This window comes from Streptomyces sp. MS19, from assembly GCF_047200595.1.
Taxonomy (GTDB): Bacteria; Actinomycetota; Actinomycetes; order Streptomycetales; family Streptomycetaceae; genus Streptomyces.
This window is the reverse complement of sequence record NZ_JBJZOH010000006.1, coordinates 227,908-244,083: the sequence shown is the minus strand read 5'-3', so window position 1 is coordinate 244,083 and position 16,176 is coordinate 227,908. Positions and strand designations below refer to the sequence as shown.

Sequence of the window (16,176 nt, the reverse complement as noted above, 5' to 3'; positions counted from 1 at the left end):
CCCCCCCCCCCCCCCCCCCCCCCCCCCCCCCCCCCCACGCCGTGTCCGCGGTCGTCCATGCCTCCGGAGAGCTCAGTGGTCGCTGTTCTCCGGCACCTCGGTGGCGTCGGAGGGCTCGTCCAGCCAGTCCGGGCTGTTCTGCCCGCTCCACCACTTCCACGCGGCGTACGCGCCACCGGCCACCAGGCCGATCATGCCCGCCTTGCGCAGCAAACGGCCCGTACGCGCCCGCCGCTTCCTGCGGCGCACCGCCGCGCGGATGTCGCGGGTCGAGACGTCGCCGCGCAGCGCCGCGAGGGCCACCTGCGAACGGACGGTCGCCTCCTGCCGGGCGGGGCCCGCGGCGGCCTTGGCGCGCGCCACCGCCGGGACCACCTGGGAGGTGTACTGCCGCTTCGCCTGAGTGGCCGCCTTCCTGGCCGCCGGTGCCACGTGGGCCCCCGCCTGCTGCGCGTAGTGGACGGCGTTGTCCTTCGCCGCCAGGGCGTAGGGGGTCACCATGTCAGTGGCGTGGCGCACTCCTGACTTCCCGTTGTGACTCACTGTTCCTCCTCCATGCGCTTACCGGTGGCGTTTGTCCACTCGTGCGGAAATCATTCCTGGTGAAAGGCGATCCGGCACGTGTAACGGCCATCCGGGGTCACCGCGTGTCGTGCCGCCGTGGCAGGATCGGTAAGCGTCACTGACGTAGACGGAAGGTAGATCGTGGCCGAGCAGCTCCATGCCACCCTGAAGACCAACCGCGGCGACATCGAGGTCCGGCTCTTCCCGAACCACGCGCCGAAGACGGTCAAGAACTTCGTCGAGCTGGCCGAGGGCTCCCGCGAGTGGACCCACCCCGCCACGGGGCAGCGCCTGACCGAGAAGCTGTACGACGGCACCGTGTTCCACCGCGTGATCAGCGGCTTCATGATCCAGGGCGGTGACCCGCTGGGCAACGGCACCGGCGGTCCCGGGTACAAGTTCCAGGACGAGATCCACCCGGACCTGGCCTTCACCCGCCCGTACCTGCTGGCGATGGCCAACGCGGGTCCCGGCACCAACGGGTCGCAGTTCTTCATCACCGTCGCGCCGACCGCCTGGCTGACCGGGAAGCACACCATCTTCGGCGAGGTCACCGACCCGGCGTCGCAGCAGGTCGTGGACGCCATCGCGACCACCGCGACCGACCGCGGCACGGACCGGCCGGTCGAGGACGTCGTCATCGAGTCGGTCGTCGTCACCCAGAAGGACTGACCGCCGCGGGAACCTTTCCGGTCCCCTGGGCGTCAACGCCGCAGGGGGCCGGAACGCTCCCCGTACCTGTACGGTCGGTGGTAACGGGTCACCGAGGGGAGACGGAGACGATGGCGCAGTGGTACGGCCAGCCGCCGCAGCAGCCGGCGCTGGCGCGGTGCTTCCGGCACCAGGACCAGGAGACGGGTGTGCGCTGCACCCGCTGCGACCGTCCGATCTGCCCGTCCTGCATGATCCCGGCCTCGGTCGGCTACCAGTGCCCCGAGTGCGTACGCGGTTCCGCCGCCGCCGTGCGGGCCACGCGCCCGCGTACCCTGGCGGGCGGCACGCTGACGGCGAACACGCAGCTGGTCACCCTGAGCCTGATCGTGCTCAACGTCGCGATGTTCTTCGCGGTCCTGGCCCGGGGCGACACCATGGTCACCGACCTCGGCATGCTGGGACACGCGGTCGACTTCCGCACCTACGAGTGGGTCGGCGTCGCGGACGGCGAGTGGTACCGCCTGCTGACCTCGGCGTTCCTGCACCAGCAGCTGTGGCACATCGCGTCCAACATGCTGGGGCTCTGGTTCCTCGGTCCGCAGCTCGAAGCGGCGCTCGGCCGCGTACGTTTCCTCGCGCTCTACCTGATCTCCGCGCTGGCCGGGAGCACGCTCTCCTACGTGCTGGCCGAGCAGAACGCGGTGTCCCTCGGCGCCTCGGGCGCGATCTTCGGCCTCTTCGGCGCCACGGCCGTGCTCGCCCGCCGCATGCGCGCCGACATCCGCCCGATCCTGGTGCTGCTCGCCATCAACATGGCGATCACCTTCACGCTGCCCAACATCGCCTGGCAGGCGCACATCGGCGGCCTGGTCGGCGGCGGCCTCGTGGCCCTCGGGATGGTGCACGCCCCGCGGCGGAACCGGCTGCTGATACAGGTCGGCACCTGCCTCGCCGTGACCGCCGTCCTGGTCGTCGCCCTCGTGGTCCGCACCTCGGACCTGCTCGGCTAGCGAGCCGGAGTCAGGCCGTCCGGCGGGTTATCCACAGGCCGGGCGGCTCCTGTGCACAGCGTGGAGGGGCCGGCCCCGAGCGCGACCGGTCAGCGTTTCCGCAGGCGAACGGGGGTGCGGACACCCTCCGATGTCCGCACGGACGTTCCCCCCGCCCACCGGTTATCCACAGATCGTGTGATGTTCGGTGGATAACTTGACGTCCGTCGGCGGTGTCAGCGCCGGCACGTCACTTCCACTGCGTCGAGACGACGAACCCCAGGGCGATGAATCCGAAGCCGACCACGATGTTCCAGTTCCCCAGCGCCTCGACCGGCAGGTCGGCCTGGGTCACGTAGTACACCACGATCCAGGCGAGCCCGATCACGAACATCGCCAGCATCAGAGGGGCGACCCACCGGCGACCGCCCATGTCGAGCTTGGTCGTCGTCCGCTTCTCCGGCGGAGTATAGGTGTCGTCCTTCTTCTTGCGAATCCTGGACTTCGGCACGAGCGCTCTCCTGTCGATGCGCTTCTCAGCGCGTAGCACGGGACACGTCCGTTAGCGTAGTGCGTCAACCGCTGTTTAAGGAGACCAGGGGTACGGTGAACAGCATCCGGTTCCGGCCGGCGCGGCTGCGCACGGCAGCGGTCTTCGCGCTCGCCGGGCTCATATTCTGGTCCAGCTTCCAGGTGTCCCGCGGCAACAACATCCGCACCGACGACTCCCTGCTCCAGATGTCCGATCTCATCAGGGAACGCGCCCGGGACAACGAGACGCTGGAGTCCGCCACGGCCACACTGCGGGACGAGGTCGAGGCCCTGGCCGACCGCGACACCGCGGGCGACCCGCCGGACCCGGCGGAGACCGCCCGGCGCGAACGCCTCCAAGCCGCCGCCGGCCTGACCCCCGTCGCCGGCCCCGGCCTCACCGTCACCCTGACCGACGCCCCCGCCGACGCGGGCGCCCTCGTCCCCGGCGTCCCCGAACCGTCGCCCAACGACCTGGTGATCCACCAGCAGGACCTCCAGGCCGTCGTCAACGCCCTGTGGTCCGGCGGCGCCGAGGCCGTGCAGGTCATGGACCAGCGCCTCATATCCACCAGCGCCGTCCGCTGCGTCGGCAACACCCTGATCCTCCAGGGCCGCCTCTACTCCCCGCCCTACACCGTCACCGCCGTCGGCGACACCGCCGCCCTGCGCGCCGCCCTCGACGCGTCCCCCGCCATCGGCACCTACCAGCAGTACGTCACCGCGTACGGACTCGGCTGGGACGTCACCGACCACGCCTCCGTCACCGCCCCGGCCTGGGAAGGCGGCGTCGGACTCCAGTTCGCGGAGCCCGCGGAATGAGGACGATCGCCCCCGGCCCCTCTCCGGCGCGTCGTACGCTTGGGGCATCCTGTGTTGATCGAAGGGGTGGCTGAGCCATGTACGGGTGGATCTGGCGGCACCTGCCGGGCAACACGCTGGTACGCCTGCTGATCTCCCTCGTGCTGGTGCTCGGGGTCGTCTACCTCCTGTTCGAGTACGTGTTCCCGTGGGCCGAGCCCCTGCTCCCCTTCAACAACGTGACGGTCGAATGAGCGCCCCCATGCAGACCCGCATCCTCGTCGTGGACAACTACGACAGCTTCGTCTACAACCTCGTGCAGTACCTCCAGCAGCTCGGCGCCGAGTGCGAGGTGCTGCGCAACGACGCGGTCGTCCCCGGCCACGTCACCGAGGGCGGATTCGCGGGCGTCCTGCTCTCCCCCGGCCCCGGCACGCCCGAACAGGCGGGCGTCTGCATCGACATGATCCGGCACTGCGACGCGGCGGGCGTCCCCGTCTTCGGCGTCTGCCTGGGCATGCAGGCGATGGCCGTCGCGTACGGCGGCATCGTCGGCCGCGCGCCCGAGCTGCTGCACGGCAAGACGTCCCCGGTGGAGCACACCGGCGCGGGCGTCTTCGCCGGCCTGCCGAGCCCGCTGACGGTGACGCGCTACCACTCCCTCGCCGTCGAGGTCGCCACCGTCCCGCCCGTCCTTGAGGTCACCGCGACCACCGCGAGCGGCGTGATCATGGGGCTGCGCCACCGTGAACGCGCGGTCGAGGGCGTCCAGTTCCACCCCGAGTCGGTCCTCACCGAGGGCGGCCACCGCATGCTGGCCAACTGGCTCGCGGACTGCGGCGCCCGGGACGCGGTGGCGCGCTCGCACGGCCTGGCGCCCGTGGTCGGCCCCGCGCCCCGGCAGGAGTCGGCGGCGTGACCCAGGGCCGCCCGGAGGACGCCCCGTTCCCCGCGTCCTCCGGCGAACAGCCGCCCCCACAGCCCCGGGACACCACGGACGAGCCGCCCGCCGCCGTACCGGCGGCACAGGCGCCTCCCGCGCAGGACGCCGACGCCGACGCCGACGTCCCCGCGCCGCGCCGGGCCCGGCAGGGACGGCATGCCGGGCCGCCGGAGGAGGAGGTCCCCGGCCTTCCCGCCGACGTCCCGACGGAGATACTCGGCGTCACCCGGCCGGAGCCCGCGGCGCCGCCGCCGCAGCAGCCGCACGTTCCGGAGCCGGAGCCCGAGCCCGACGAGGCCCCCCCTCCGCCCGCGGCGGGCATCGACCACGCGACCGTGGGCCTGCGCCGCCCCGCCGACCTCCTGCCGCCCCCGTCCCCCGTCCCGCCCGCCACCGGCGGCCGGGCCGCACGCCGCCACGCCGCACGCCGCAGGCAGGGCCCCCGCCCCGCCGCGCCCCTCGCGACGGACAGCGCGCCCGACGGCACGGTCACGGGCGGCCGCGCCGCACGCCGCCGCGCGGCCAAGGCCGCCGCCAAGGCGGCCCGCCAGACCGGCACGGCGATAAGCAACGTCATCGGCGAGCTGTTCATCACCACGGGCGTCGTCCTCCTCCTCTTCGTCGTCTACCAGCTGTGGTGGACGAACGTGGAGGCCCGCGCGCACGCGCGGCACGAGGCGGACTCCCTCCAGGAGCAGTGGGAGGCCCCCGAGGACCCCGCCGAGGAGGCCCCCGACCCCCGCGCGCCCGGCGCGTTCTCGCCCGGCGAGGGCTTCGCCATCCTCTACCTCCCCACACTCGACGTCCGGGTCGCGATCGCGCAGGGCGTCGACGAGGAGGAGGTGCTCGACAACGGCATGGTCGGCCACTACACCGAGGACGACGGCCTGCCCACCGCGATGCCGTGGGACGAGGAGGGGAACGTCGGCCTCGCCGGGCACCGCAACACCCACGGCGAACCGTTCCGCTACATCAACCAGCTCGAACCGGGCGACCCGATCGTCATCGAGACCCAGGACGCGTACTTCACCTACGAGATGGCGAGCCGTCTCGACTCGACCTCGCCGTCGAACGTCGCCGTCCTCGACGCCGTGCCGGACCAGGGCGGCTTCACCGAGCCGGGGCGTTACGTCACGCTGACGACGTGCACGCCGGAGTTCACGTCGACGTACCGGCTGATCGTCTGGGGCGAGCTGACCGAAGAGCGCCCGCGCAGCGAAGGGAAGCCGGATGCCCTCGTCCAGTGAACCGCCCCCGGCCACCGCCGACCCGGCGGACAGCCCGGAGAACGCGGCAGATACCGACAGCCCGGACACCACCGGCGGCCCCCCGCCCCGCGTCAGCGCCGCGCGCCGCCGGATCGCCGCCGCCGTGGGCGTCGCGGGCGAACTGCTCATCACCGCCGGCGCCGTCCTCGCCCTCTTCGTCGTCTACTCCCTCTGGTGGACCAACGTGGTCGCCGACCGGGAGGCCCGCCAGGACAGCGACGCCGTCCGCGAACACTGGGCAGCCGAGGGCGCCCCGGACGGCGAGGACACCGGCGCCCCCCGCACGTACGACCCGGAGGACGGCATCGGCTTCCTCCACGTCCCGGCGATGACCGACGACGAGATCCTCGTCAAGGAGGGCACCGGACTCGACATACTCAACGGCGGCGTGGCGGGCTACTACGAGGACCCGGTCGAGTCGGCGATGCCCTGGGACGAGGAGGGCAACTTCTCCCTCGCCGCCCACCGCGACGGCCACGGCGCGCGCTTCCACGCGATCGACCACATCGAGGAAGGCGACCCGATCGTCTTCGAGACGCAGAACACCTGGTACGTCTACCGCGCCTTCGCGATCCTCCCCGAGACATCGAAGTACAACACGGACGTCCTCGCCCCCGTCCCCGCGGAGTCGGGCGCCACCGAGGCGGGCCGCTACATCACGCTGACGACCTGCACGCCGGTCTACACGTCGCGGCACCGCTTCGTCGTCTGGGGCGAGCTGGAGCGCACCGAACCGGTCGACGCCGACCGCACCCCGCCCGAGGAGCTGCGCAACGCCTCCTGACCCGCCGCCCCAGGCCGCAGCGCCTTGTGGAGAGTCCGCGGCTTCTCCCCGGTGTCGCCGGCCGGCGGTGCTTCCCGTGGGCTGGGCCACGCCGTCGTCGGGGCACCGGCTTCGGACACCGCCCGCGGCGCCGCGGACTGCCTCAGGACTCGTCCGGCCGGTCGGAGGTGACGACGAGGGCCGTCCCCTCCAGCGGGCTCCCCACCGGCGTCTGAGCCCACTTCTTGAGCACTCCCGGCTCCGCGGAGACCCTGAGCAGCAGCTTGGTGACGTCTTCGGCGCTCGGAGTCGCGGGCAGCACGCACCGCAGGAGGCGTTCACCGGAGGCGCTGCCGTACTCCTCCTCCCCGTCCTCCTCAAGGTCGTCCGGCACCCACCGGGACACCTCGACGTGCCAGGCGTCCGCGCCCTCGCCCCCGGGGTCAGGTGCGGAGACCGTCAGGAAGTGGCGATCCGCGTCGTGCGGCTCGGCGAAGATCTCGGGGTATTCGAGCGAGAACATCCCGTCGTCCGCCTGCGCCGCCGACCACTGGTCGAAGGCGGTGACCAGCAGCCGCAGGTCCGCGACCGCCGCCTCCCGCTCCTCGCGGGTGATGCCTTCCTCAAGACGGTCCAGTTCCCTCCGCATCTGACGCGTCAGGAGCTGCATTCCCCCGTTGTACGCGACGAACGGAAACTCGGAATCCCAGGAACGCTGGTTCTCCCCGGGCACGGCGACCGCCCCCGAGTATTCGGCGAACGCATCGCGCAGTGCACGTTCCTCTGTCTCCAGCTCCGCCTCGATCGCGGTCCGGATCGGGGCGGTCGCGGCCGCGACCGCCTCGTCCAGATCGGCCAGCGCCTGATGGAGATCCCAGCAGACCCACTCGTACCAGAGGCTGTGCGCTCCGCCGAGGAGCCCGGTACGCGCCGCGCGGTCGGTGAGCGCGGCGAGATGCTCGGTGGGATAACGCCCCATCCGCCTGCCCCGCTCGTCGAAGAAGCCCAGGGGGACTGTGGCGAGGGCGGAGATCCGGTTGAGCGCTTCGACGATCGGTGCCGCGAGCTCGGCGGAACCGAGGCTCGTCACGGTGGACGAGACGGCATCGTCCTCACGCCGGTAGACCGCCAGAATCTGTGTCTTCCCACGGTTCGCGTGCTGGCAGTAAAGGGTCATGCGGACGCCTTTCGGCCGCCGGAGCGTGGACGTCCCGGCGGCAAGGAAGAGAACGGGAAAGAGGCGGTGGCGAGGGCGCGTTCCGACGCTCCATGCCTCGAAGAGATCAGCGGTGGTTCAGGTTCTGTCCCGAACTCCCTGCTTCCGGGCACGTTACCCACACCACACCGCCCCCGGCAAGCGGGGCCCGGAAGTCCGCAGGGCCCGTCCTGTCCGCACCCGCGCACGGCACAGCGGCTCTCGAACGAGCAGTTGAGGACGCGCCGGATGCCCGCCCGCCGGCGAACGGCGACGTCATACGGTCGCAGGCGGCGGACGAGGACCAGCCCGTCACGTGCGGTGCCCAAGCCGGGCCCCGACCGCGCGACCGCGGCTACGCGGGTCGGATCGGTTCGATCGCGTGGAGCCTAGGAGAGTCGAACTCCTGACATCCGCCATGCAAAGACGGCGCTCTACCAACTGAGCTAAGGCCCCGCGGCCGTTCCCGGAAACCCGGTGCACAGCCGTGGACCAGGGTACCCAATCCGCCCGCCGGATACCGACCGGGTATCGCCCCGGGTGCGGGTCTCTTCGTAGGATGACGCGCAGCTTCGCTCACGTGAAGCGATCAGGGGAGAACAGGGGAGACACCGATGGACGCAACACAGCAGGAGTCCACAGAGAAGGCGAGAGAGCAGCAGACGACCTGGTACGGCGAACCGCTCGGGACGCTCTTCCGCAGGCTCATCGCCGATCTGGGCCTCAACCAGGCACGACTGGCGGTGGTGCTGGGCCTTTCCGCGCCCATGCTGTCGCAGCTCATGAGCGGGCAACGCGCGAAGATCGGCAATCCGGCCGTCGTGCAACGCGTGCGCGCGCTCCAGGACCTGGCCGCCGAGGTGCGGGGCGGCCGGATCAGCGCGGCCGAGGCGACGGCGGCGATGGATGAGATCCGCCGCACCGCGGGGGGCAATGTCCTGAGCCCCAACTCGACCGCCACGCGCCCCGGTTCGGTGGGCGTGCCGGCCAACCCGACGAAGCGCGTCGTCCGGGAGATCCAGGCACTGCTCCGGTCGGTCGCGGACGCCACCGAGATCCAGAGCGCGTCCCGCCTGCTCGCCGAGAGCCACCCGGAACTGGCCGAATTCCTCCGGGTCTACGGCATCGCGCGCACTCGCGAGGCCGTCGAGCACTACGAGCAGCACCAGGGCTGATCCGACGGCGGTGCACGACGACGGCGTCGTGCACCGCGAGCCACACCACGCGCCCCGCCCTTTCGCAGTCGCACATGACAACGCCTCCCGGTCCCCAGCCGCGTGGGCGGCGGAAGGGGCCAGGAGGCGCGTTGCGTGTCTCTCGGGTCCTGCGGGGTCTCTTCAGGCGCCGGTGGACCCGGACGGCACGGAGTCCGTCGCCTCGGTCCACAGGTCCTGCTCGGCCTTGTCCGCCTGGATCTGGCGGTACACGAGCAGACCGGCCACGGCGGCCAGGGCGACCAGGAGCAGCTTCTTCACCGCGCTACCTCGTCCTTCTTCAAACGTGATCGGATCATCTGGCGCCCGATGATACCCAATCGTGTCCTGACAAGAAGGGCCCGGCCCGGCGGATGAACACTCCGCCGGGCCGGGCCACGCGGTGGGGCTAACAGGACTTGAACCTGTGGCCTCATCCTTATCAGGTCGGTCCCGCTGAAAACCTTCCCCTTAGTGATCTCCCCTTCTCGAAGCGCCAGCGGACACCCGGTTTCCCGGAACGTCCGCTGGCGTTCCCGACTGTCCCCGGATGTTGATGTCAGGAATCGCTGTCAGGTGATGTCAGAGCGTCGGCTACCGGCACGAGCGACGTGACCACGACGACCGCGCCGGCGTCCGCGAGCGAACGTTCCTTCCGCGGCTTGTTGGCGTACCCGATGGTGGGGACACCCGCCGCATGCCCGGCCTCGACATCGCGCACGGCGTCGCCGATGAACACGTACTCGGACGCGTCCGCCCCCGCGCCCATGGCGTCCAGCAGCAGGCGCGGACTCGGCTTCATGCTCTCCGGCTCGCCCGGCACCCGCCCCACCACACCGCGAACCCGGTCCGTCAGGCCGTGCTTGGCCAGATAGCCCTCGATGGCCTGCCCGGCGTTGTTGCTCACCACGACGACGGCCCGTCCCGACATCGCCGCCGCGTCGAGCACGGCCTCCATCTCCTCGTTGGGCCGCGCGAGTCGGGCCGCCTCGGTCTCCAGTCCCGTAAGCACCTCGTCGGCGTCGGCAACCATCCCGGGAGCTTCGTCCGCGATCCGCCGCAACAGCGCGAGCGGGTCTCCCTCGCCCGCCCAGTCAGGGCCAAGCTCGTGGCCGGCCGCACCGAGCTGCTGCCGCATCCGCTCCGCCACCTCACCCGCGCTCAGCCCCGCGAACACCGAGCAGAACGGCCCGTCGAAATCGATCAGCAGATGCCGCACGCCTCTGAGGACCGGCCCAAAAGCGCTCTCCCCACTCATGCTTCCGCCTGCTGAAACGCGATGCTGTCCCACGTACTGTCGAACCACCGCTGAGACTGCTGCACGTACTGGGAACCGAGCGACGATTCATCCGGACTCGCCGAATAGTGGAAAAGCGTGGTGTCCTTTCCGGTGATGTCGAAGAATTCCTTCTCCTCACCCTCGACCACCATTTTCCGCTGACGCAGCGGGTAATACCCGAAGAACGCCTCAGCTCCGTTGATCACGTACAGCTTGAAGAGCGCCGATGCCTTGAAGAAGCGGATCTCAACCTTGGCCGACTGGACAAGGCCCAGCTCGGCCAGTACCTCGACGCTGTGCTTGAGCCCGCCCGCGTGGGTGACCGCGAGCTGACCCGCCCGGCTCCGGAGTGCAGGGTCGTCCCTCAGTTCGTCCACGAGAACGGGCACAGCCATGTGCACCGAGGTGTCCGGCAATAGCAGCCGGACGGAGATCTTCTGCGGAGTCAGCCGACCGGACCGCACCTTGTCCAGCGGCTCAGTCATCGCGCCGTTAAGCGTTTCGCTTGAGAAGCCCGAGAAGTCGATGGTCACCGACTCGCCCTCGAATGCGGCCTCCAAGTGCGGCCGTAGCCCGACCGGTCGTTCGGTCCGCTGACGAACGAAGCTGCCCTTGCCCTTCCTGGTCACGATCAGCCCCTCGTCCCGCAGGACGTCGAGGGCCCGGGCCACGGTCGCCTTGGCTACCTCGTAGCGCCGCATCAGCTCGGGACCGGACGGGATCTGCTCACCGGCTGCGTACTTGCCCGTGAGGATGTCCGCCCGCAAAGCACTGCTGACCTGCTGGAACGCCGGTCGCGTGTCATCTGGGTCAAGGCTCATCCCCCCATGCTAGGCCACCTCCCCGCCAAGCCCAGGAAGCCTAACCATCCCAACCTGGTTGACCTACCTAGGGAGGATGGGTACGTTAAGCACGTCGCACCGAGCGAGAGCGAGGTGAGGCCCCGGAAGGGCCTTCTTTGGCCTGTCCGGGAGCTGAGGGCGGGGACGCTGCAATCCCGCTAAAGGCCAGGAGACAGGGCGCTTCGGCGCCCGACTGGCGAGGTGGCCCGGCGACCGCGAGCAACGGCCGGAGAGTGGGACTTCGAGAGCCCCTTGCAGTGCGACACGCATGTCCGAACCGACCAAGGAGGTCTTCATGCCGCGAAGTACGCGGGCGGCTGCCAGTGCTCGACCGGCACGGCGGCTGAGCCCTTCCGCGTCATCTCAGGTCACACGAACCGCGGCTACCTGAGCTGCCCGTGACCACCGCCCCGCGCCGCTTCGGCGTTCGGCGGCGGTGGTGTTCGGGGGGAATGCAGGACTGCCCCACCCGACAACAAACGGCGTGCACCCCCGGTGCTGGAACACCGGGGGTGCTGTTCGGGCCGTTCCACCTGCGAGGGAGTACACGACCCATGAACAACATGGTTCCACAGGCGGCGTCGGCCGCTGATCCGCTGGACGGTGAACCGTCCAGCGTCGAGCTGGACGCGATCGAGCGCGAGATCCCGCTGATCCTGGCGGAGGTTGAGTTGCTGGACGCGGAGATCATCACCCTTGACCGGCCGCTGTCCGAGCTGGACGTTCGGCGTCTGCGCCGGGCCGCGCGCCGGGTGCTTGCCGCCCGCCGTGAGCTGGCCAACCGCAGCGGTCACCTGGGGGTGAGCGCATGAGCAGCCTGCCGGACCGCGACGTGAACGCCGCGCTGGATGTCGCCTACGCCGAGGCGCAGGGGCAGATCGCGCGGACGGACACCAAGACGGCGAATCTGACGACGTTCATCGGCCTGTTGCTGACGGGGGTGACGCTGGCGGGCAGCGCGATGCCGCTGCCGCTGGCGGCCCGCCTGGTCGGCGCCGCCGGCGTCGCGCTGTTGGTGGTGGCGGCGGGTGTGCTGCTGTGGGCGGCGCGGCCGAAGCTGCGGCCGCGTGCGGCGGGGACGTTCCCGCACTGGGCCACCCTGACGCCCGAAGCTCTGATCGCCGACCTTTCGGCGGACCGGCGCGCGGGCGCTGTCGTCGCCCTCTCCCGCCTCGCCGTGGCCAAGTACGGGCAGGTGCAGCGGGCGGTCACCCTCACCCTCGCTGCTGGCGTTCTGCTGGCGGTCGCCGCCCTCATCGCTGTCGGGGGTGCGCTGTGAGCGCCGGGATGTTCGCCGGGCAGGGCCCGGCTGTGATGGCGGTGGTACGGCTGCTGGAAGCGTTCGGGGAACTCCCGCCGTTGGACGTGCACCTGTCCACGATCGACCCCGGGCAGCTCGAACTGACGGCCCGGCGCGGCGACTTGGCCGGGTTCGAGCGGTGGCGCGCCGCGCTGGGCCTGGACCCGGCCGGGGTCGAACTACTCACCACCCCGCCGTGGTCCTGGCTGGCCGTCACCGGTTCGTGGGGCGGCGTCGAAGTCCGTCTGACCGTCCACGGCGTCGCCCTTCCCGAGAAGGCCGGAGCGGAGGTGGCAGTATGAGCGAGCTGATGTCCACGGCCGCCGCCGTGGTTCCCCTGCTGGGCGGCTGGTCGGCGCACTCGGTCCTGTTGCGGCGCCGTCTGGTCGCCGCGCAGCGGGACCCGCTGTCCGGGCTGTGGCGGCGTGAGGGGTTCGAAACCCGAGCCGCCCGGCTCCTGGCCCGGCGCCCGGCCGCTGTGATCGTGATCGATCTCGACGGCTTCAAGCAGATCAACGACACCCTCGGCCACGCCACCGGTGATGCGGTGATCCGTATGGCCGGGGCGTCGCTGAACGAGAGCGTCGAGGGCCGGGGTTTCGCGGGGCGGCTGGGCGGGGACGAGTTCGCCGCCGCCGTCCCCCTCCCACCGCACCCGGACGCGCTCCGCTGGCTCCTCGAAGGCGTGCACGGCCTGCTGACCGCCCCCATCCGGCACGGCGGCCGGGACCTGTCGGTGGGTGCGTCGGTCGGCGGGGCGTCCGCCCCGCCCGGGACGCCGCTGCCGGCCGCGCTGCGGGCAGCGGACGAAGCGATGTACCAGGCGAAGCAGACCGGCGGCGGCATCATGCCCGCCCACCGTCTGAACGCCGCCTACCGCACCGTCAACGGCCGCCGCAACGGCCGCCCCGGGACCGACCTGAACGGGGAGGTGGCGGCGTGAGCGGGCCGCTTCGGATCGGGTCGGTGTGTACGGGGTATGGCGGGTTGGACATGGCCGTCGCGGAGGTGTTCGGCGGCCGGGTGGTGTGGGTGGCGGACCCGGACCCGGGGGCGTCCGCGATCCTCGCGCACCGGTTTCCCGGGGTGCCAAACCTCGGGGATATCCGGGCCGTGGACTGGGCCGGTGTCGAACCGGTGGATGTCGTCATCGGTGGCTACCCGTGTCAGCCGTTCAGCCTCGCCGGCGAACTGAAAGGAACCGCCGATGAGCGGCATCTCTGGCCCGACATTGCCCGTGCCCTTGGGGTTCTACGACCCCGCTACGCGATCTTTGAGAACGTCGCGAACCACCTTCGAATCGGCTTCGACACTGTCCTGTGCGACCTTGCCGGTCTCGGGTTCGATGCGGAATGGGGCACTCTTCGCGCGTCGGATGTCGGTGCCCCGCACCCCCGCAAGCGGCTGTTCGTCCTCGCCGCTGCCGCTGCTGCCGACGCCCCGCACAAGCGACACGAACGGGGCGGGGCGGCATGGGACGGGTGGGCCGGATCTGCGCACGGCCGTGTCGTTGCTGCCGACGCCGGCGGCGCGGGACTGGCGGTCGGGGCGGTCGAACCTGATCGGGACGAACAGCCGGCCGTTGAACGAGGTGGTGGTGAACCTGCTGCCCACGCCGATGGCGGCGGACGCCGACCGGACCTCGACGGCCTTCGGTCGCGGGAACCCGACTCTGGCGGGGGCGCTGTTGCCGACCCCGCGGGCGTCCGACGGGGAGAAGGGCGGCCCGAACCAACGCGGGTCAAAGGGCGACCTGGCACTGCCGGCGGTCGCGTATCGGGTTGGGGCAGGTTCGCCCCTGCGGTCGCGTGGTGGGAAGCGGTCACGGGCCGCCCCGCTCCCGGGGCAACTGACCATCGAGGACGCCTGAACCCGCGCATGGTCGAGTGGATGATGGGCCTCCCGGACGGCTGGGTGACCGACGTCCCCGGCCTCACCCGCACCCAACAACTCCGCGCGTTGGGAAACGGCGTCGTCCCCCAACAGGCCGCACACGCACTAAACGGCCTGACCACACGACTCCTCCCCGCCGGGGAGGTGGCGGCGTGAGCGAGCCGATCGTCTACACCCGGCTGTGGCTCGCGGTGATGCGGGCGGCGGGGTTCCGCTGCCAGTGCCGGGGGGAGTGCGGCAACCCCCACAAGCAGGGCCAGGGCCGCTGCCCGAAGGAGCACGACAAACACGCGAGCAAGCACCGTGCCCCGGTGCGGTTGACCGCCGCCCCCGCCGATCCGGCGGTTGCCGGCCTGGCCGCCGCGCGGCTGCCGCGCGGAGAGCTGCGGGCGTGGTGCCCCGACTGCCACGACGGCGCCCGACGCGCCGCCCGGCGGCAGGAACGCCAGCGGCCTGACGCGGATCAGGGCGGGCTGTTCGACCTGATGGAAGGGAGCTGAACGGCCATGACCAAGCTCTTCTTGCTGCTGGCTCTGCTGCTGGCGGTCGTCGTTCCCGCCTGGTTCATGGCCATGGCCGGGGCGTTGCTGGCTGTGGTCGGTGGGGTGGCGGTGTGGGCGGTGGCTCAGCCGCTCCTCGTCGCGTTCCTCATCGGGATGGTCGCCGGGGCCCGTGCGGCGGGTCGGCGTCGGCGGGGGTGGGCGTCGTGAGGCACAACGCCCGGGACATCCACCGTCTGCGGGGGGTGCAGAAGCGCCTGACGGCCGTGCTGGTCGTGATCGCGGTGATCGCGCTGGTGTTCACCGCGACGTCGGTGACGCTGTTCGCCATGCGGCACGGGGTGCACCCGGGGATCGCGTGGCTGCTCGACCCGATGGTGGCGCTCGCTCTGGGGGCGGTGCTGATCACGGACGGGGTGTTGGCCGAGTACAGCATCAAGCCCCGCGGCTGGTCCACCGCCCTGCGGTACTTCGCCGGTCTGGTCACATGGGTGATGAACTGCTGGTCGTCCGTGTGGCCGCCGGGCACCGCGTTCGGTGTGCCGCACCACGTGGACGCTGCCGGTCTGGTCCTGCACTCGATCCCGCCCGTCCTGCTGATCGTCCTCGCCGAAGCGGTCACGGCCTACCGCCGGGCGATCCTGGCGAAGGTCACCGAACTCGAAGCAGACGACACACCGCCGACCGAACCGGCCGCCCCGGCGACCGTACCCGTGGCGGTGGCGGAGCGGGTGCGCGTACCCGAGGTGTACCCGCGACCGCCCGAGGCCGTACCTGCCGGGGTGCGGCTGCTGCCGATCGTCGCCCGGCCGGCCGCCGCCCCCGGGCCGGAGGTTCCCGCCGGGGGCAAGCGGCCCCGGGCGGCGGTACTTGCGGCCGCGGCGCCGCGTACCCGCGTCGAAGCACGCGTACCCGAACCGTCCGAGACCACGGAGAGCGCGGGTGAGGACCCGCTGACCGACCAGGCGCGGGACGACTTCCCCGAGTACCTGGCCGCTGGTCAGCTCCCGCCGTTCCGCGTGCTGCGCACGAAGTACCGCATCAACCAGGACCGTGCCCGGCGTATCCGGGACGAACTGACGAAGGAGCCGGTGAGATGAACCTGCCCGCACACGACCATCACGGCGGATGCGGCTGCTACCAGCAGCCGCACCCCATGCCCGACAACACGGTGTACCTGCCCCCGCAGCAGGCCGGCGGCCCGTACACGGTCCACCCGTACCCGCCCCACGCCGCGTACCCGGTGCCGCAGACCGACCGGGCCGCGCAGGTGGCGAAGTACGCGGGCGCCGCCGCCGTCGTGGTGTTCACGGTGATGGCGGTCGCGCTGTTCGCCGTGGCCATCGCCATCTCGGCGGTGGCCCTGACCACCTGCCTGCTCGTCCTGCGCGCCCTGTGGCGCGAGATCCAGGGCGACGGGTCCCGCTGAATCCGCCCCGGGGCCGGTCCCTCTTCGCCTGG

The 16,176-nt window shown here is 71.4% G+C and carries 23 protein-coding genes and 1 tRNA gene; 17 read left to right on the top strand and 7 right to left on the bottom strand.

What is annotated here, in order from left to right; translation table 11 throughout:
- Positions 1–72: 72 nt before the first annotated feature.
- Positions 73–543, bottom strand: coding sequence for a DUF5324 family protein (locus ACL02R_RS09465; protein ID WP_412796414.1), 471 nt, complete (start codon positions 541–543; stop codon positions 73–75).
- 162 nt (positions 544–705) lie between these two features.
- Between ACL02R_RS09465 and ACL02R_RS09460 the strand changes: the two genes are divergently transcribed.
- A complete protein-coding gene (locus ACL02R_RS09460; RefSeq protein WP_362964095.1) occupies positions 706–1,236 on the top strand; it encodes a peptidylprolyl isomerase in 531 nt (176 codons plus the stop codon).
- 110 nt (positions 1,237–1,346) lie between these two features.
- The gene (locus tag ACL02R_RS09455; protein WP_412796413.1) at positions 1,347–2,228 is read left to right on the top strand and encodes a rhomboid family intramembrane serine protease; all 882 of its coding nucleotides are present in this window, start codon (positions 1,347–1,349) and stop codon (positions 2,226–2,228) included.
- Positions 2,229–2,457: 229 nt separating this feature from the next.
- Here the strand turns inward: ACL02R_RS09455 and crgA are convergent, their stop codons facing one another.
- Positions 2,458–2,718, bottom strand: coding sequence for a cell division protein CrgA (crgA, locus tag ACL02R_RS09450; protein ID WP_362964100.1), 261 nt, complete (start codon positions 2,716–2,718; stop codon positions 2,458–2,460).
- A 95-nt stretch (positions 2,719–2,813) separates the two neighbouring features.
- On the opposite strand from crgA, the gene ACL02R_RS09445 reads away from it, so the two are divergent.
- The 5 genes from ACL02R_RS09445 (at position 2,814) to ACL02R_RS09425 (ending at position 6,534) form a co-directional block, all read left to right on the top strand.
- Positions 2,814–3,560 (top strand): DUF881 domain-containing protein, encoded by a 747-nt coding sequence (locus tag ACL02R_RS09445; RefSeq protein ID WP_412796412.1) that lies wholly within the window; start codon positions 2,814–2,816, stop codon positions 3,558–3,560.
- A gap of 77 nt (positions 3,561–3,637) precedes the next feature.
- Entirely contained in the window at positions 3,638–3,793 is a 156-nt protein-coding gene (locus ACL02R_RS09440; RefSeq protein WP_362964104.1) for a hypothetical protein, read from the top strand.
- A gap of 8 nt (positions 3,794–3,801) precedes the next feature.
- A complete protein-coding gene (locus tag ACL02R_RS09435) occupies positions 3,802–4,458 on the top strand; it encodes an aminodeoxychorismate/anthranilate synthase component II (RefSeq protein WP_412796411.1) in 657 nt (218 codons plus the stop codon).
- A complete protein-coding gene (locus ACL02R_RS09430) occupies positions 4,455–5,729 on the top strand; it encodes a class E sortase (protein ID WP_412796410.1) in 1,275 nt (424 codons plus the stop codon). Before ACL02R_RS09435 ends, ACL02R_RS09430 begins: the two co-directional genes overlap by 4 nt.
- Positions 5,713–6,534, top strand: coding sequence for a class E sortase (locus ACL02R_RS09425; protein ID WP_412796409.1), 822 nt, complete (start codon positions 5,713–5,715; stop codon positions 6,532–6,534). The genes ACL02R_RS09430 and ACL02R_RS09425 overlap by 17 nt, the downstream gene beginning before the upstream one ends.
- A gap of 142 nt (positions 6,535–6,676) precedes the next feature.
- On the opposite strand, the gene ACL02R_RS09420 is transcribed toward ACL02R_RS09425, so the two are convergent.
- Together ACL02R_RS09420 and ACL02R_RS09415 are read right to left on the bottom strand one after the other, a co-directional pair.
- Positions 6,677–7,690, bottom strand: coding sequence for a hypothetical protein (locus tag ACL02R_RS09420; protein WP_412796408.1), 1,014 nt, complete (start codon positions 7,688–7,690; stop codon positions 6,677–6,679).
- A 401-nt stretch (positions 7,691–8,091) separates the two neighbouring features.
- Positions 8,092–8,164: transfer RNA gene (locus ACL02R_RS09415), tRNA-Ala, on the bottom strand.
- Positions 8,165–8,322: 158 nt separating this feature from the next.
- Between ACL02R_RS09415 and ACL02R_RS09410 the strand changes: the two genes are divergently transcribed.
- Entirely contained in the window at positions 8,323–8,883 is a 561-nt protein-coding gene (locus tag ACL02R_RS09410; RefSeq protein ID WP_362968313.1) for a helix-turn-helix domain-containing protein, read from the top strand.
- 162 nt (positions 8,884–9,045) lie between these two features.
- Here the strand turns inward: ACL02R_RS09410 and ACL02R_RS09405 are convergent, their stop codons facing one another.
- The 3 genes from ACL02R_RS09405 to ACL02R_RS09395 all read right to left on the bottom strand — a co-directional run bounded on the left by ACL02R_RS09405 (position 9,046) and on the right by ACL02R_RS09395 (position 11,001).
- Positions 9,046–9,183, bottom strand: coding sequence for a DLW-39 family protein (locus ACL02R_RS09405; RefSeq protein ID WP_362968315.1), 138 nt, complete (start codon positions 9,181–9,183; stop codon positions 9,046–9,048).
- 277 nt (positions 9,184–9,460) lie between these two features.
- Positions 9,461–10,120: an HAD family hydrolase gene (locus ACL02R_RS09400; protein ID WP_412796407.1), complete on the bottom strand. Its 660-nt coding sequence runs from the start codon at positions 10,118–10,120 to the stop codon at positions 9,461–9,463.
- 35 nt (positions 10,121–10,155) lie between these two features.
- Positions 10,156–11,001 (bottom strand): GntR family transcriptional regulator, encoded by an 846-nt coding sequence (locus tag ACL02R_RS09395; RefSeq protein WP_412796406.1) that lies wholly within the window; start codon positions 10,999–11,001, stop codon positions 10,156–10,158.
- Between the two features lie 575 nt (positions 11,002–11,576).
- Between ACL02R_RS09395 and ACL02R_RS09390 the strand changes: the two genes are divergently transcribed.
- The 9 genes from ACL02R_RS09390 to ACL02R_RS09350 are packed head-to-tail and all read left to right on the top strand — an operon-like array spanning position 11,577 to position 16,144.
- Complete coding sequence (locus ACL02R_RS09390) at positions 11,577–11,834, top strand: DUF6284 family protein (RefSeq protein WP_412796405.1); 258 nt, start codon at positions 11,577–11,579, stop codon at positions 11,832–11,834.
- Positions 11,831–12,301 carry a Pycsar system effector family protein gene (locus ACL02R_RS09385; protein ID WP_412796404.1) on the top strand — a complete coding sequence of 157 codons (471 nt, stop codon included), beginning with the start codon at positions 11,831–11,833 and terminating at the stop codon, positions 12,299–12,301. The genes ACL02R_RS09390 and ACL02R_RS09385 overlap by 4 nt, the downstream gene beginning before the upstream one ends.
- Positions 12,298–12,624 (top strand): hypothetical protein, encoded by a 327-nt coding sequence (locus tag ACL02R_RS09380; protein ID WP_412796403.1) that lies wholly within the window; start codon positions 12,298–12,300, stop codon positions 12,622–12,624. The genes ACL02R_RS09385 and ACL02R_RS09380 overlap by 4 nt, the downstream gene beginning before the upstream one ends.
- Entirely contained in the window at positions 12,621–13,265 is a 645-nt protein-coding gene (locus ACL02R_RS09375; RefSeq protein ID WP_412796402.1) for a GGDEF domain-containing protein, read from the top strand. Before ACL02R_RS09380 ends, ACL02R_RS09375 begins: the two co-directional genes overlap by 4 nt.
- Positions 13,262–14,371, top strand: coding sequence for a DNA cytosine methyltransferase (locus tag ACL02R_RS09370; RefSeq protein ID WP_412796401.1), 1,110 nt, complete (start codon positions 13,262–13,264; stop codon positions 14,369–14,371). The genes ACL02R_RS09375 and ACL02R_RS09370 overlap by 4 nt, the downstream gene beginning before the upstream one ends.
- Positions 14,368–14,715, top strand: a complete 348-nt coding sequence (locus ACL02R_RS09365) for a hypothetical protein (protein ID WP_412796400.1) — start codon at positions 14,368–14,370, stop codon at positions 14,713–14,715. Before ACL02R_RS09370 ends, ACL02R_RS09365 begins: the two co-directional genes overlap by 4 nt.
- Positions 14,716–14,721: 6 nt before the next feature.
- The gene (locus ACL02R_RS09360; RefSeq protein WP_412796399.1) at positions 14,722–14,925 is read left to right on the top strand and encodes a hypothetical protein; all 204 of its coding nucleotides are present in this window, start codon (positions 14,722–14,724) and stop codon (positions 14,923–14,925) included.
- A complete protein-coding gene (locus ACL02R_RS09355; protein ID WP_412796398.1) occupies positions 14,922–15,815 on the top strand; it encodes a hypothetical protein in 894 nt (297 codons plus the stop codon). The genes ACL02R_RS09360 and ACL02R_RS09355 overlap by 4 nt, the downstream gene beginning before the upstream one ends.
- Complete coding sequence (locus ACL02R_RS09350) at positions 15,812–16,144, top strand: hypothetical protein (RefSeq protein WP_412796397.1); 333 nt, start codon at positions 15,812–15,814, stop codon at positions 16,142–16,144. Before ACL02R_RS09355 ends, ACL02R_RS09350 begins: the two co-directional genes overlap by 4 nt.
- Positions 16,145–16,176 lie beyond the last annotated feature (32 nt).